This window comes from Halobacillus amylolyticus (assembly GCF_022921115.1).
GTDB classification, from domain to species: Bacteria; Bacillota; Bacilli; order Bacillales; family Halobacillaceae; genus Halobacillus_A; species Halobacillus_A amylolyticus.
Genome location: NZ_CP095075.1, coordinates 2,128,054 through 2,142,770, shown reverse-complemented (window position 1 = coordinate 2,142,770; position 14,717 = coordinate 2,128,054). Strand labels below are relative to the sequence as shown.

General features: G+C 41.3%; 15 protein-coding genes. 9 read left to right on the top strand and 6 right to left on the bottom strand.

All coding sequences use genetic code 11. From position 1 onward, the window contains the following. Positions 1-2 precede the first annotated feature (2 nt). Positions 3-404, top strand: a complete 402-nt coding sequence (blaI, locus tag MUO15_RS10995; RefSeq protein ID WP_245029272.1) for a penicillinase repressor BlaI — start codon at positions 3-5, stop codon at positions 402-404. A gap of 23 nt (positions 405-427) precedes the next feature. Continuing rightward, positions 428-955, top strand: coding sequence for a YehS family protein (locus MUO15_RS10990; protein ID WP_245029270.1), 528 nt, complete (start codon positions 428-430; stop codon positions 953-955). Positions 956-1,185: 230 nt separating this feature from the next. On the opposite strand, the gene MUO15_RS10985 is transcribed toward MUO15_RS10990, so the two are convergent. After that, positions 1,186-2,076, bottom strand: a complete 891-nt coding sequence (locus MUO15_RS10985; protein ID WP_245029269.1) for a fructose bisphosphate aldolase — start codon at positions 2,074-2,076, stop codon at positions 1,186-1,188. 372 nt (positions 2,077-2,448) lie between these two features. Between MUO15_RS10985 and MUO15_RS10980 the strand changes: the two genes are divergently transcribed. Next, on the top strand, positions 2,449-3,099 hold the full coding sequence (locus MUO15_RS10980; RefSeq protein WP_245029267.1) for an SDR family oxidoreductase: 651 nt from the start codon (positions 2,449-2,451) through the stop codon (positions 3,097-3,099). Positions 3,100-3,154: 55 nt separating this feature from the next. Next, entirely contained in the window at positions 3,155-3,271 is a 117-nt protein-coding gene (locus MUO15_RS10975) for a 4Fe-4S binding protein (RefSeq protein ID WP_245029265.1), read from the top strand. Positions 3,272-3,493: 222 nt separating this feature from the next. On the opposite strand, the gene MUO15_RS10970 is transcribed toward MUO15_RS10975, so the two are convergent. After that, a complete protein-coding gene (locus tag MUO15_RS10970) occupies positions 3,494-3,970 on the bottom strand; it encodes a MarR family winged helix-turn-helix transcriptional regulator (RefSeq protein ID WP_245029263.1) in 477 nt (158 codons plus the stop codon). A gap of 85 nt (positions 3,971-4,055) precedes the next feature. Between MUO15_RS10970 and MUO15_RS10965 the strand changes: the two genes are divergently transcribed. From MUO15_RS10965 to MUO15_RS10945, 5 genes are all read left to right on the top strand, one after another. Then, a complete protein-coding gene (locus MUO15_RS10965) occupies positions 4,056-4,991 on the top strand; it encodes an ATP-binding cassette domain-containing protein (RefSeq protein ID WP_245029261.1) in 936 nt (311 codons plus the stop codon). A gap of 25 nt (positions 4,992-5,016) precedes the next feature. Then, on the top strand, positions 5,017-5,850 hold the full coding sequence (locus MUO15_RS10960) for an ABC transporter permease (protein WP_245029259.1): 834 nt from the start codon (positions 5,017-5,019) through the stop codon (positions 5,848-5,850). Between the two features lie 535 nt (positions 5,851-6,385). After that, the gene (locus tag MUO15_RS10955) at positions 6,386-7,237 is read left to right on the top strand and encodes a VOC family protein (RefSeq protein ID WP_245029257.1); all 852 of its coding nucleotides are present in this window, start codon (positions 6,386-6,388) and stop codon (positions 7,235-7,237) included. An 850-nt stretch (positions 7,238-8,087) separates the two neighbouring features. Then, entirely contained in the window at positions 8,088-9,698 is a 1,611-nt protein-coding gene (locus MUO15_RS10950) for a long-chain-fatty-acid--CoA ligase (protein WP_245029255.1), read from the top strand. Between the two features lie 134 nt (positions 9,699-9,832). Beyond that, complete coding sequence (locus tag MUO15_RS10945; RefSeq protein WP_245029253.1) at positions 9,833-10,810, top strand: phosphotriesterase family protein; 978 nt, start codon at positions 9,833-9,835, stop codon at positions 10,808-10,810. Positions 10,811-10,887: 77 nt separating this feature from the next. On the opposite strand, the gene MUO15_RS10940 is transcribed toward MUO15_RS10945, so the two are convergent. The 4 genes from MUO15_RS10940 to MUO15_RS10925 form a co-directional block, all read right to left on the bottom strand. Next, positions 10,888-11,670 (bottom strand): sulfite exporter TauE/SafE family protein, encoded by a 783-nt coding sequence (locus MUO15_RS10940; RefSeq protein ID WP_245029251.1) that lies wholly within the window; start codon positions 11,668-11,670, stop codon positions 10,888-10,890. A 147-nt stretch (positions 11,671-11,817) separates the two neighbouring features. Further along, entirely contained in the window at positions 11,818-13,290 is a 1,473-nt protein-coding gene (betB, locus tag MUO15_RS10935; protein ID WP_245029249.1) for a betaine-aldehyde dehydrogenase, read from the bottom strand. Between the two features lie 51 nt (positions 13,291-13,341). Continuing rightward, on the bottom strand, positions 13,342-14,334 hold the full coding sequence (locus MUO15_RS10930) for an NAD(P)/FAD-dependent oxidoreductase (RefSeq protein WP_245029247.1): 993 nt from the start codon (positions 14,332-14,334) through the stop codon (positions 13,342-13,344). Between the two features lie 26 nt (positions 14,335-14,360). Then, positions 14,361-14,717: a Rieske (2Fe-2S) protein gene (locus MUO15_RS10925; protein WP_245029245.1), complete on the bottom strand. Its 357-nt coding sequence runs from the start codon at positions 14,715-14,717 to the stop codon at positions 14,361-14,363.

Genomic DNA, 14,717 nt, shown 5'->3' with positions numbered 1-14,717 from the left:
GGATGACAAAGAAAATCCCGAATATTTCCGAATCAGAATGGGAAGTTATGCATGTGCTGTGGAAAAAGGCTCCACAAACGGCCAATGAAGTTATATCCTCCTTGCAGGAGCAGACGGATTGGAAGCCGAAAACCGTACGAACTCTTTTGGATCGTCTTTCTCGTAAAAAAGTGATCGGTGTCAATAAAGAGTTAAGGGTCTATACTTTTTACCCGCTCTATTCGCAAGATGAGTGTCAGCGCGCTGAGGCACAGTCATTTATTCAGCGAATTTATGGCGGAACGTTAAAGTCGATGCTGGTTCAGTTCATTGAAGAGGATTCTTTGTCAGAAGAGGATATTAAAGAATTACGTTCGATGTTGGATGAAAAACCTAAAAAAAGGGAATCCAAAGATGAAGATTAGGAAGTATTACTGGAGGTTTATAAATGGATAATAATGATATATTAATTAGATTAAGATATGCCTTAGATATAAAAGATAAAGATATGATAGAAATATTTGAACTTGGTGGCGTTGACCTCACAAAAGAAGAAGTGTTAAAGGTACTCACTAAGTCGGATGATAGTTCCGATGATGACCATGACTATAATGGTGATATAACAGAAAACGAGGAGCATATAAAATGCACGAATAGTATGTTAGAGTCGTTTTTAAATGGCATGATTGTTTTTAAAAGAGGACAACAGGATCCAAAACCTGGACAACCGAATAAACCTGACCGGTCTATAAAGAACCATTCAAGTGTTAATAACGTCATGTTAAAAAAAGTAAAAATAGCACTAAAATTAACGAGTGAGGATATAATCGATACTTTGGATGAAGCAGGAGTCACGATAACAAAAGGGGAATTAAGCGCGTTATTGAGAAAAGAAGGGCATAAGAATTATAAAGAGTGCGGTGATCGGTACGCCAGGAATTTCTTAAAAGGATTAACTATAAAATATAGAGGATAAGAAAGGACTGGGCAAATAAACGGAGGCTTTATCTTTCCTTAAAGAATCAGATCCCATGATATAAAAATGGGCGGATTCTTTAATATCATGGGACCTATTTCATTTTTTCAAAAGCCTCCTCTGTAATATCCAACTTGGCGTCCTAGCAAGAATAGTCAGTTATATAATTGGAGCTTTTAAGGGAAATGAAATGGGTGCTAGTACATCGTCGTACTTGCACCCTTTTACTGCTATTTTTTATTCACAGAAGCATCGTAAATGGAATCGACAGCATTTTTCAATGCGGTATTAAACTCTTCTTCAGATTGATTGGCATTTAGGTCAGCAGACAGCGCTCGGGAGAAGCTCGCGATGAGACCATCATTTTCTTTCAACTTCTCGTTCGCTTCTGCACGAGAATATCCGCCTGAGAGAGCGACGACCCGAACAACGCGCGGGTGCTCAATCAATTCTTTATAGGCATTGGCTTTAGTTGGAATCGTGAGTTTCAGCATCACGTTTTCGCCTTCTGATAAGTCATTTAAGTGTTTAATAATTTCATCACGCAGGATTTCCTCGGATTTTTCTTTATCCTCACTCTGAATATTGACTTCCGGCTCAATGATCGGGATGAGGTTAGAAGCGATGATGCGTTTTCCGACTTCGAATTGTTGTTCCACAACAGCCTTAATCCCGCTTGAATTTGGTTCATGGATGACGGAGCGCATTTTGGTACCGAAAATGTTCCGTTCGTTAGCACGTCTTAATGTCTCATCCAAATTATTAATCGGTTTCATGAGCTGTACACCGTTTTCCTTTTCGGCTAGTCCTTTATCCACTTTGAGGAAAGGGACAATTCCTTTATCCGCAAGGTAATCCGCTGTATATTTGCCTTCGATTTCGCGGTCCATCGTCTGCTCGAATAGGATGGCGCCAAGGATATGATCGGAATTAAATGCTGGAGACGTGATGATTCTGGTCCGCATTTGGTGGACCAAATCAAACATTTCATCCTCACCAGAATAAGAGTCTTCCGGCACACCGTAAGCTGCTAATGCTTTCGGTGTGCTTCCGCCACTTTGGTCGAGTGCAGCGATGAATCCTTTTCCGTTCTTTATTTTATCGAATTGTTTGTTGTTCATTACCTTCCACTCCTTTTTCCTATATTCAAAATAAAGTCCATTTATACTCTTTCCCTTATTTCTTCGTATTTAACATAAATTGATCTAAAAAGGAGTGAAGCCTATGAATGTAATGACGGAATCCCTCCATTATATTTAATGGTTAGCCCGGCGAGGGACACGCCTTTATTTAGTTCTCTTAATTGGACGATCTACGTTTGATCTAAATTTAGCTCCAAAGGAATCCGTAACTCTTATACAAAAAAGTTATGCAGAACCAAGTTTCAAGGTGAAGTTCTAGACATCTTCACTCATTTCCATTTACGATGAAGAGAAGGAACACGTAATCGATTGTAATGCTAATGATCTTGTTTATTAGAAAGGGTGGAGGAATTGAAAGTTCTTGTAGTTGGAGCAAATGGTCAAATTGGAAAACATCTCGTTTCATTTATTCAGAATAACGATAACCTGGAAGCGAAAGCCATGATTCGTAAGCAGGAGCAAGTCTCCTTTTTTGAAGATTTAGGTGCGGAAACCGCAGTGGTAGATTTGGAACAGGACATCGAAACGATTGCAAAAGCGGCTGAGGGAGTGGATGCGGTCGTGTTTACTGCAGGTTCTGGGCCACACACAGGACCTGACAAAACCATTTTAATTGATTTGGACGGTGCCGTAAAAACCATTGAAGCAGCTAAATTTGCTGGAGTAAAACGGTTTATCATGATTAGTTCGTTTGACACGAGCCGTGAAGCGATCCTGGCTGCTTCATCGTCCTTTGCACCATATGTTACAGCAAAGCATTATGCGGATGAGTGGTTGAAGAGAGCGGATTTGGATTATACGATTATCCATCCTGGCCTGCTGACAAATGGTGAAGGAACCGGTCAAGTAGAGGCTGCATACGAAGTGGACAGAGCTGAAATTCCTAGAGAAGATGTGGCACGTGTCATCGTTGCCAGCTTAGAAAATGAGGCAACGATCGGCAAGGAATTTCAGGTAGTGAGTGGGACGAAGCTTATTAAGGAAGCAATAACCTCTATCTAAGTGAAAGAGGACAGTTATTGCTGATTAACTTAAATGTAGACAACTTGCTGACAAGATGAATTGTCTTTTTAGTGTGCCCGGCATATCTGTGGTTGAAGAGGGCCTTGATCAATTTCTTATTGACCCGAATATTTGTATTGATTGCGGTGCTTGTGTCGCTGCTTGCCGGTAGATGCAATAGTTTATGAACATGATTTAACGGACGGTCAAGAAGAACAATTAGAAAGGGCCGAAAGCTTTTCGGATAGGGAACGTTCGGGATGGCCCAACTGCTCTCTTTAATAACATACTGTTACTAGGGAGTGCCAACAATTTAATCTACTCTAAAAATCCCGGAATTCTGTAAGCTAACGAATTCCGGGATTTTTATTTATGGACACTTTTCTTCATGTTTTTATTCCGTTAACTTCTCCAATACAGAATTAAGATTGAATACTGCTTCTTGCAACTTTCTTTGATCCTCTAAATCTAGTTTTGCTAACCGCTCCTTTACCTCTTCTTGAAGAATTCCTTTTTTTTCTGCTAAAAAATTTTTTCCCTCTTCTGTTACTTCTATATAAATAACTCGACGATCTTGGTTATCTCTTATTCTCAAAATGAATTTTTTTGTTATCAACTTATTAAGTAAAGGCGTCAAGTTTGATTTTCTGATTGCTAACTTTTTTCCGATCTCTGTTGTACGAATTGAACCTGCATCTGCAATAATATTGAGGATGTGAAAATGAGTATGGTGCAAATCAGAATCTTGCAAAACGTGAATGGGCCCAAATATTTTTTTTGCCATCAGTGGAATGACGGACAAAGTCTCTTCTACTAACTTACTCGTATCTAACGGCTCTTGTACTATGATGATCACTCCATTTCGAATCAATGAACATTGACTTCTTTCACCATTGCGTGAATAATACTATGTAGTTATGATAACAGAACTATTTAACGAAGGGGAGGAGTATTTGGTGGAACCAGTCATCTCAGTAAGTGATTTGAGGAAAACTTATAAAAAAGTCGATGCTGTGAAGGGGATTAATTTCGAAGTGGATGAAGGGGAAATTTTCGGCTTTCTCGGTCCCAATGGAGCGGGGAAAAGTACTACGATCAACATGATTTGTACAATGTTGGCACCGAGTAAGGGAAGCATTATAATCAACGGGTTTGATGTGAAGAGGCAGAAGAACAGGGTACGGGAAAGTATTGGTATTATTTTTCAGGAAAATACATTGGATGGGAAACTAACAGCCAATGAAAATCTCATGCTTCACTGTCGGTTCTATCAAGTACCAAAGGCCAAACGACAACAGCGCATTCAAGAGGTGCTGGAAATCGTTGACTTGGTAGATAAACGAAAGAAGCGGGTGGAAACCTTCTCTGGTGGAATGAAACGGCGCCTGGAGATTGCCCGAGGACTGCTCCACTATCCCAAGGTGTTGTTTCTTGATGAGCCAACGGTCGGCCTTGATCCGCAAACACGTGCGCACTTATGGGAATATATTTTAAAACTGAAAGAAAAAGAGGGGATCACGATGTTTTTGACCACTCATTATTTAGATGAGGCAGAAATTAGCGATCGAGTTGCTATTATGGATCAAGGTGAGATTATTGCTATCGACACACCTGCCGCATTAAAAGATCAACTTGGCGGTGATATCATTGAATTATCTACGGAAGATAATCAGAAAGCATTGGAAGAGATACATGACAAAATTGACGGCGCCGAAGTTTCTCTTAAAGATGACACAATCCACCTGAAGGTTTCGAGCAGTGATGCCTTTATTTCTTCATTTATTAAAACTTTAAATATACCTATTACTAAATTAAACATCCGCAAACCGACACTTAATGATGTATTCTTAGCGTTTACTGGCAGGAAAATTGGTGAATCAAATGAACGATAATCAGAACGACAGGAGGCATCTTTAAATGGAAGGGATCTTCGCTATTTGGCAACGAGATATAACGAAGTTTTTCCGAGACAAGGCTAGGTTGTTTGGCTCCTTTTCGATGCCCATCCTCTTCTTGTTAATCTTCGGTGGAGGAATGAGTGGCACGATGGAAAATATGTTGGGCGGAAGTATGGGAGGAGCAGCAGGTGGAGCCGACTTCAACTATGTAGAGTTTGTTTTTCCAGGTATTGTAGCAATGACTTTATTGATGACCTCCATCTTCTCCGCGTTATCGATCATTGAAGATAAGGATTTCGGATACATGAAGGAAATTCTTGTTTCCCCGATCTCGCGTGTGAGCATTGCCGTGGGGAAAATGCTTGGAGCAGCAACGGTTGCAACCATTCAAGGGATTATCCTATTTATACTCATTCCATTCATTGGATTATCCTATGATTATATGTCGCTTATTCAAGTGATTCCGTTTATGTTTTTGCTTGCCAGTGCATTATCCGGTTTAGGGTTATTATTCGCTAGTATAATTCGATCCACTCAAGGCTTTCAAATGACTGTGCAAATTCTCGTCATGCCGATGGTCTTCCTCTCTGGTGCCTTGTTTCCGGTTAACAACATGCCTGCCTGGATGGACTTCATCGTCAAAATAAACCCGATCACTTATGGAGTCGATGTCATGAAAAAAATCATGATTGATCTTGATGGTCTCTCTTCAGAAGTACGTGAAGCTATGGGACTGAACTTATCCGTCTTTGGAAGACAAGTGACAATTTTTGAAGAAATCTTATTTATTCTTGCCTTTGCTATTGTACTCGTCCTGCTCGCGACTATGAGTTTTAAAAGGGCGAATGCCTAGCAACCAAAGACTAGAGATATTATTATATAAAGCCAATGAAACTTGCTTTACCACTTGCCCCAATAATAACCAATTTTCATTTTATATTCTTCCTCGTAATCATTTCTGTAACTATAAGTGCGTGTTCAAAAAGTTGCCAAATTAGAAACAAGAAGTTCGAGGCGCGAAAGTTTTGAGGACCACAGCGTATGCTTTTCATACGTGAGGACCGGAAAAACCGAGCAACGAAGAAACTCGCCGTTTATCATTTGGTGCCTTTTTGAACACCATCTATAAAATTTATATTCAGGTGATGAAAAAATCTCCTTTATTTATAGGGATGGTCTTGAAGTGTTTGGGTGGACCATTCCTTTTCTATTGCTCTAATAGTGACTTGGGGGTGTACAGGCTCAATATACAGTAAAATTATGAGTTGACTTAAATTAGTTACTAATATATATTTACTTACATAAGGTAACTATAAGGAGGACGGTAGTTATCCAGTTACCGTTTTTCTGTTTGGGGAAAAGTAATTTATAGAGGGAGGTAACAGCTCATGGAACAGCAATTTTTTGAAGAACCAAATACATTTGTAGGTCATGTTGAATTGAAAGTTCAACAATTAGAACGATCTATTAAATTTTATAAAGATATCATCGGTTTTCAAATCTTGGAACAATCAAAAACGAGGGCAGTACTGTCAGCTGATGGTAAAACCTCTTTACTAACCATTGAACAGCCAGAGGATGTGAAATCAAGAGAAGCAAATACATCAGGTTTATATCATTTTGCGATTTTACTGCCGAACCGTTTAGAATTGGCGAAGGTACTAAAGCACTTTACTAAGCACAACCAAAAGTTAGGGGCATCAGACCATCTAGTAAGTGAAGCCCTTTATTTGAACGATCCCGATGGCAATGGAATCGAGGTTTATTCTGATCGGCCATCCTCCACATGGAATTGGCAAAACAATGAAGTGGTCATGACAGTAGATCCATTAGATGCCCAAGATATTCTTGGCGAGCTTGAGGGCGAGAGTTGGGAAGGCCTTCCAGTTGGAACAGTTATGGGGCACATTCATTTGCATGTATCAGAATTACAGGAAACGGAAGAATTTTATAACAAGTTAGGCTTTGATGTAATAAGTCGACTCGGACAGCAGGCTCTTTTTATGTCTACTGGCAATTACCATCACCACATAGGGCTAAACACATGGACTGGGGTTGGTGCTCCCGCCTCGTCAGAGAAAAGTGTCGGTTTGACTTCGTTTTCCCTCGTATTTCCAAGTGAAAAGGCTAGAGGAAGAGTAGTCGAACAAGTACAGGGCTTAGGATATGAAGTTCTAAAAGAGCATGGTATTTTTGTTACGAAAGATCCTTCCGGAAATTCCGTTAAGTTATCAGTTTAATATTAATACAGTAGTTAGCGGAGTTTCTTCAGCAAAATTGTTAAACATTTTATACAAGGTTACTGTTGGTTAAAATCTCCAACTGCAGTCTAAGCGCAATTCAAGAATATGAATTGCGCTTTTTGTGTCTCTGGCATGGGGAGTGTCCTTCAGATATTCAACGATTAATTGATCAATTTACCTAATAATATATGGATAATAAGTATAAAGCTCATAATTTAAAAATTGGTATGAGCAACGTGAGGGCACATATAGAATATGCGACTAAATGTTATAAAGAAGCCACTATCGCTTTACGGTTGGCTATAAGTTATATAAGTCACTCGGTATCGTCGGGGTGGTGATTAACTCTACTGTTCCTCCGAATCTTTCCGCTGTATGGAATCAGCAGGTTTCTAATTGAATTTTCTAAATAATTGGTATATAGTTAGAACTAGTTAGGATGCCCTAAGTAAAATAATCTATTGAGCAAACATACCAACTGATTAGTATTGTAGTTTGATCAATTTTAAGTACACCAAAAGAATGCTCCTCAGTCTTCACCATTAAGAGAGAGAAAGGGGGAAAAACTTTTAAATATAAATGTAAGCGTTATCAAAGCAGGAAGAGCTGAGTGAGCTTCTTTATTCAATTTTGAAAATGTACCATTAAAGGTAATGAATGCGCCCAGCGCTGATAGGCTAGGCAAGGCTGACTTAGTAGGATATTTTAACTAGTCTGGGTCGATAATCTGAAAGAATTTGCTAAAGCAGTGTACTTCTAACCTCAGACCAAGCTTCGTATTTATTATAGGGGAGACGTTTCAGGCTGATAGTGGGAGGACTAAGATTTTAATTAGGAGGAGATTTAGATGGAACAAGTATGGAAGAGTCACTATCCGGAAAATATTCAGACAGAAGTGGAAATTCCTAATGTGCCGCTTACCGACATCTTAGAGCAGTCGGCCAAGCAGTTCCCAAACAACCCTGCTTTATCATTCTATGGAAATGAAACCAGTTATCAAGAATTAACTCTACAGACAGCTGCTTTTGCTTCATCGTTACAAAACGAAGGGGTCAAGAAAGGTGATCGGGTAGCAGTTATGCTGCCAAATTGTCCGCATTATGTGATCAGTTATTATGGTACGTTGAAGGCAGGTGCTGTCGTTACTCAAGTGAATCCGATGCTTGTTGATCGTGAGCTTGAACATATTTTATCAGATTCAGGGGCGGAAACGATCGTTATCTATGCTCCACTTTTACCTGTACTTGAGAAAATAAAAAGTAATACTTCAATCAAAAATGTGGTTGTTGTACAGTTTGATGGAGATTATGAACAAGCAAAAGATGAAACCGAGTTTACAGCCTTTTTGAAAAAGTCTCCAGGCCCTCCGGCATCTGTGTCAATCGATCCGAGTGAAGATCTTGCAGTATTGCAATATACAGGAGGTACAACTGGGCGATCAAAAGGAGCGATGCTCACACATAGAAATGTTGTGGCAAACGTTGTCCAGACGAATGAATATTTCAAAGATGAAGTGAATATGGGAAAAGAGCGTTATTTAACGGTAATTCCTCTTTTTCATGTGTTTGGTATGACCTCCTGTATGAACCTTTCGATTTACACAGCCTCAAAGAACATTATGCTTCCTCGCTTCGAATTGGAGGAAGTCCTTGAAACAATCAAAAAGGAGCAGCCAACCTTTTTCCCAGGAGTGCCAACGATGTATGTCGCGATAACGAATCATCCAAGAGCAGAGGAGTATGGTATTGATAGCATACGAGTTTGCAATAGCGGGAGTGCGCCGATGCCGCAGGAGTTAATGCGTAACTTTGAAGCAAAAACGGGAGCCAGGGTTTTCGAAGGTTATGGATTATCAGAAAGCTCCCCTGTTACACATTGTAATCCGTTGTTTGCTGAACGAAAGCCGGGAAGTGTTGGCATTGGTGTTCCGTCAACGGACTATAAGATTGTTGATGTCGAAAGTGGAACGGAAGAAATGCCAGTAGGAGAAACAGGGGAAGTCATACTTAAAGGTCCGCAGGTTATGAAAGGCTACTGGAACATGCCTGAAGAAACTGAAAACACACTTCGCGACGGCTGGCTCTACACAGGGGATATTGCTCGGGTTGATGATGAAGGTTATTTGTACATCATTGATCGAAAAAAAGATCTGATCATTGCGGGTGGCTTTAACATCTATCCACGAGATGTCGAAGAGGTAATCTATGAGCACGAAGCTGTCCAAGAGGCTGTGGTTGTTGGTGTACCGGATGCATACCGTGGGGAAACTGTTCGTGCTGTCATCGTATTAAAAGAAGGCAAGTCAGCAACCGAGGAAGAACTTATTGCGTACTGTCGTCAAAACATGGCTGCCTATAAGGTACCGCGTGAACTCGAATTTCGAAATGAATTGCCAAAAACAAATGTCGGTAAAATTCTAAGGAGATCAATCAGGGAGGAAGCAACTAAAAAAGCTTAAGACATCCATCTCGTTAGAAGTGTACTAGTCGCATTCAAAACTAAAGCATTTGATCATTGCGCTAAACTGCCAGCGTCAAACTTTTATGGAGGGCTTTGCTAGATAATGAGCTAAGAAAACGGGGAGTGAAGGCAATGGGAATGGTAGAAACTGTGCGTGGACCGCTTGCAACGGCCAAACTTGGGAAAACATTAATTCATGAGCATTTTTATTTTGGCTATCCAGGTTTTCAAGGAGATATGACCCTCGGAACATTTGACTTTGAAGAAAAGAAGCAAAAGGGTGTGGAAGTTGCTCGGATGATGCAGCAGCAGGGTGTTCAGACCGTTGTGGATCCGACGCCGAATGAATGTGGAAGGAATGTCAAGCTTCTGCAAGCTGTATCAGAGGAAACTGGACTAAATATTATTTGTGCTACAGGATTTTATTATGAAGGGGAAGGGGCCACTCCTTATTTTAAGTTCCGTCAGCAGCTAGGTACAGCCGAAGAAGAAATATACGAAATGTTCATGGAAGAAATCACTAACGGCATTGAAGGAACAGGCATCAAACCCGGTATCATTAAGTTGGCTTCTAGCAAAGGGGAAATTACTGAATATGAAAAGATGTTTTTCCGAGCGGCAGTAAGAGCGCAAAAAGAAACAGGTATTGTCTTGCTCACCCATACTCAAGAAGGAACGATGGGGCCAGAACAAGCTTCTTTTCTGATTGAAGAAGGCGCTGAACCATCGAAAATTGTGATTGGACACATGTGTGGCGCCACGGACATCAATCAGCATCTCTGGACGTTAAATCAAGGTGTCTACATTGCATTAGACCGGTTTGGGTTACAAGGAAGTGTCGGCGCGCCAATGGACGAAGCAAGAATGACGGTATTGATGGGGCTTTTGGGACAAGGTTATGAAGAACAAATCTTTCTTTCTCATGACACAGTAAATGTTTGGTGGGGACGAGACCCAGTTATGCCAGAAGCTGTCCAACATCTTCTTCAAAATTGGAAGCCCGATCATATTTTCAGGCGTATTCTTCCTGATTTGAAGAAGAGTGGGGTAACGGAAGCCCAAGTTCTACAAATGTTCGAGCAAAATTCGGCTGCACTTTTTTCCTCATGACTATTAAGGAGGAGTCCTGTGAAAAGGGCTCCTTTTAATCAGGATGGTCTAGAGTTTTTAAAGGTGTGGCATTCTTTTTAGATTTGAAAAATCATATTAACCCCCATTATGATGACCAGAGCAGAAAGCAGTCGAGTAATGGTGACGCCTTTCACCTTTTTCGAGAGAATGGCTCCGACCTGGGCACCTACAAGCACCCCTATACCGCTCCACGCAACAATAGACCATTGCACTGCACCAGTCGCAATGGAAGGAAGTAGACCTACTAGTGAATACAAAGCAAGTGAAAAGATAGAGGTAGCCGTGGCAGTTTTTATAGAAAAACCTAACCCATAAGTTAGGATGGGCACCAGGAGCCATCCGCCTCCAATTCCGAAAAAAGAAGAAACAATGCCAAGAGCAGCTCCGATTCCAAGCAGCTTCCATAAGTTTAGAGCATGATCATCGTTTTGCTTATCTTGTGGATTTTCTTCTGAGGTTGTTAGTTGATTCTTTACTTGGGAAGGCTTTTTCAAACTTAGGAATAAGCCTAGACCTACTAGAAGAGCGGCGAATAGGGTGTAAAATACAGCATCCGGACTATACTTTACCAATTCCCCGCCGATAAACGTTCCCGGGAAAGCTCCAAATGCAAGTAACAGCCCTGTTCGAAGCAAAACTCTTCGTTGTTTGAAAAATATAGGCAAACCGGCTACTGCATTTATAAATACAATGGCCAAACCTGTGGCAGCAGCAGCTTCTGGTGAGATATCATAGAATGTTACTAATACTGGTACAAACAAGAACCCGCCGCCCGCACCTATGATTGTCCCATACGTACTTGCCGCAAATCCTAAAAAAATCAGTGCTAGGATAATCAATTTTTTCTCCTCAACTTCCTAATTTATAGTACAAAGATGAATGACTTGATAAGTTAATAAAAGAAGTAAGTTGCAAATAAAAAAGACTGCCGCAAGAAACAGAAGTATGCTGGGTGCCTTTCTGCGGCAGTCTTAGAAATAAAAGAATTAGTTAAACCAGTTAATCGGTTCTGGTTTTGTGTTTTGGAAAATGTGTTTTACTTCGGTATACTCCTCGAGCCCTGATTTACCTAATTCACGTCCGATTCCTGATTGTTTGTAGCCACCCCAAGGAGCTTGAGCGAAATAAGGGTGGAAATCGTTAATCCATACGGTCCCCATACGAAGTTCAGCAGCAACTTGATTAGCTTTAAGCGTATCTTCCGTCCATATACCGCCAGCTAAACCATAGATGGAATCATTGGCTAACTGGATCGCTTCTTCTTTCGTAGTAAAACGCTCGACCGTTAGCACGGGGCCGAATACCTCTTCTTGGACTATTCTCATATCTGTTGTACAGTCTGTAAATATGGTTGGCTCATAAAAGAAACCGTTTTGTAATTCAGGGGAATCAGGGCGCTTTCCGCCAGTGCGTAATGTAGCACCTTCCTGCTTCCCTAGCTCTACATAGCCTTCCACTTTGCGGCGGTGTTCAGCTGAAATCATGGGTCCGGATTGCGTTATCTCGTCAAAACCATTGCCGAGCTTGATGTTTTTTACACGCTCAACTAACTCGGAGACGAATTGATCATGGATTTTATCTTCCAAAATCAGTCGAGCCCCAGCGGAGCATACTTGACCTGCATGGAAATAAGCGGCATTAAGCGCCTGATCTAGTGCTGTTTCCAAATCAGCATCGGCAAAAACAATGTTTGGATTTTTGCCTCCGAGCTCTAAGGCTATGTTTTTCATGGTGTCGGCCGCAGATTTCATGATTTTCTTACCGGTGTGAATGCCGCCCGTGAAGGAGATAAGATCCACCTGGTGGTTATCAGCTAATTCTTGCCCAACCGTTTCTCCAGAGCCTAATACTAGGTTAAACACACCATTTGGTATCCCTGCTTCTTCTATTAACTCGGTTACTTTTACAGTAGTAAGTGGGGTGATCTCACTAGGCTTGATCACCACGGTATTACCAGCTGCTAGGGCAGGAGCAATCTTCCAGGAAGCTTGCAGCAACGGATAATTCCATGGCGTGACTTGGGCACATACACCCACCGGTTCACGAACAACCTTGCTCGCAGAATGGGGGATAGGGGAGTCAATGATTTCTCCGCCATCCTTATCAGCAAGACCAGCATAGTATCGAAACACTTCAGCGATATCATCCATATCTGCACGGCTTTCTACTATTGTTTTACCGGTATCCAGGGTTTCTAGTTCGGCTAGTTCTTCTTTATCTCGTTCAATAAGAGAAGCGACTTTTGACAAAAGCTTCCCACGCTCTGAGGCAGGAGTGTTTCGCCAATCTCCGGTGTCAAAAGCAATTCGAGCGGCCTGGATTGCTTCTCGGACGATAGTTTGATTACCCTCAGTCGCTTTAGCGATAACCTCCTGATTAAAGGGGTTAATAATATCACGTGTTTGTTCAGTTTGTGGTTGGATCCATTCCCCGTTTATAAACATCCTTTTTACATTCATGAGGCATCCTCCTACTTAATATAGATCATTGTTTTGTTCATGCATCTGCTCTTAGAAAAGGCTAGTACTATGCATAGGCTGTACCCGAGATTTAGGATCGATATAGGCTTTAGCATAATTTATTGCTATCGGTCCCTCTCCGAATCCAGAGGCAATAAGGTTTACCTTCCCTTCGTGGGTGGTGATATCACCGGCGGCATAAATTCCTTTAATGTTTGTTTCCATTTTAGGATTCACTACAATGGACTTCTTTTGTAGTTCTATTCCCCAATCCTGGATTGGTCCGAGGTTTGATTTGAATCCGTGACTGACAATAAGTGAATCAATGTCCAAAGTTTTTTCTTCTGTATTTTTCTTATCCGCAATGGTTACTTGTTTCAATTCTCCATTTTTACCTGAAAGAGAGTTAATAACATAGGGGGTAAGCATGTTAATGGAGGACGCATATAATTGTTCTACACTCTGTTCGTGGGCACGAAACTTGTCACGACGGTGAACCAATGTAACTTCTTCGGCCACAGATTCCAAGGTTAATGCCCAGTCAACAGCAGAATCTCCTCCACCCGAAATCAAGACTTTTTTATTCCGAAAGGCCTCGATATCGCTAACGCTGTAATACAGGTGGGAGCCTTCGTAATCTACCGCATTGTCAATGGGCAGCCGCTGGGGCTGAAACGCACCGACTCCGCCAGTGATGATCACTGTCTTTGAAAAATGAACACCACTAGTTGTTGTTACCTGGAATAATTGTTCGTCCAGCTTTTCCACTTGTGACACAGATGTGTCTAGTGATACGTGCGGGTCAAAAGCTAGTGCTTGTTCTTCAAGTTGCTGAACCAGTGTCTTGGCTTTTACCTTAGGGAATCCGGCAACGTCATAAATATATTTTTCCGGATATAATGCAGTCAGCTGACCACCCAGTTCCGGCAGACTTTCAATTAAGTGGATATCCATGCCGCGCATCCCACCGTAGAAGGTTGAAAATAAGCCTGCGGGACCTCCTCCGATAATAATTGTGTCATGGACATGTTGTTCTTGTTGCACAAAATCACCTCATTCGTTTAAACGGATTATTTATATACGATGACATAATCATCTTCGATTTTGACAGGAAAGCTTGGCAGTTTGTGTTTTGGATTGGCTAGCATTCGGCCGTCGTCTTTGACATTAAACTCACGTCCATGCCAAGGGCAGCGGAGAATTTCTCCATCTTGGCAAAATGTGTATTCACCTGGGTTATCCGACTGGGGAGCACCGCATAGTTTTCCTTTGGACAAGGGACCTCCCTGGTGGATACACTTATTTGTAAATGCGTAAAATTCTCCATCTGGAGTCTTGCAAACGACAATAGAAATGCGTCCAAGTTCAGTTTCTCGCAATTCTCCTGGCTGCATATCATTTACGTGACAAACCGTTTGTTGCTTCAT

Excerpts from the sequence above, each read along its gene's own strand:
- blaI (WP_245029272.1), top strand. The coding sequence starts at position 3 with ATGACAAAGAAAATCCCGAATATTTCCGAATCAGAATGGGAAGTTATG.
- MUO15_RS10990 (WP_245029270.1), top strand. The coding sequence starts at position 428 with ATGGATAATAATGATATATTAATTAGATTAAGATATGCCTTAGATATA.
- MUO15_RS10985 (WP_245029269.1), bottom strand. The coding sequence starts at position 2,076 with ATGAACAACAAACAATTCGATAAAATAAAGAACGGAAAAGGATTCATC.
- MUO15_RS10975 (WP_245029265.1), top strand. The coding sequence starts at position 3,155 with ATGAATTGTCTTTTTAGTGTGCCCGGCATATCTGTGGTTGAAGAGGGC.
- MUO15_RS10960 (WP_245029259.1), top strand. The coding sequence starts at position 5,017 with ATGGAAGGGATCTTCGCTATTTGGCAACGAGATATAACGAAGTTTTTC.
- MUO15_RS10955 (WP_245029257.1), top strand. The coding sequence starts at position 6,386 with ATGGAACAGCAATTTTTTGAAGAACCAAATACATTTGTAGGTCATGTT.
- MUO15_RS10950 (WP_245029255.1), top strand. The coding sequence starts at position 8,088 with ATGGAACAAGTATGGAAGAGTCACTATCCGGAAAATATTCAGACAGAA.
- MUO15_RS10945 (WP_245029253.1), top strand. The coding sequence starts at position 9,833 with ATGGGAATGGTAGAAACTGTGCGTGGACCGCTTGCAACGGCCAAACTT.
- betB (WP_245029249.1), bottom strand. The coding sequence starts at position 13,290 with ATGAATGTAAAAAGGATGTTTATAAACGGGGAATGGATCCAACCACAA.
- MUO15_RS10925 (WP_245029245.1), bottom strand. The coding sequence starts at position 14,717 with ATGAAGCAACAAACGGTTTGTCACGTAAATGATATGCAGCCAGGAGAA.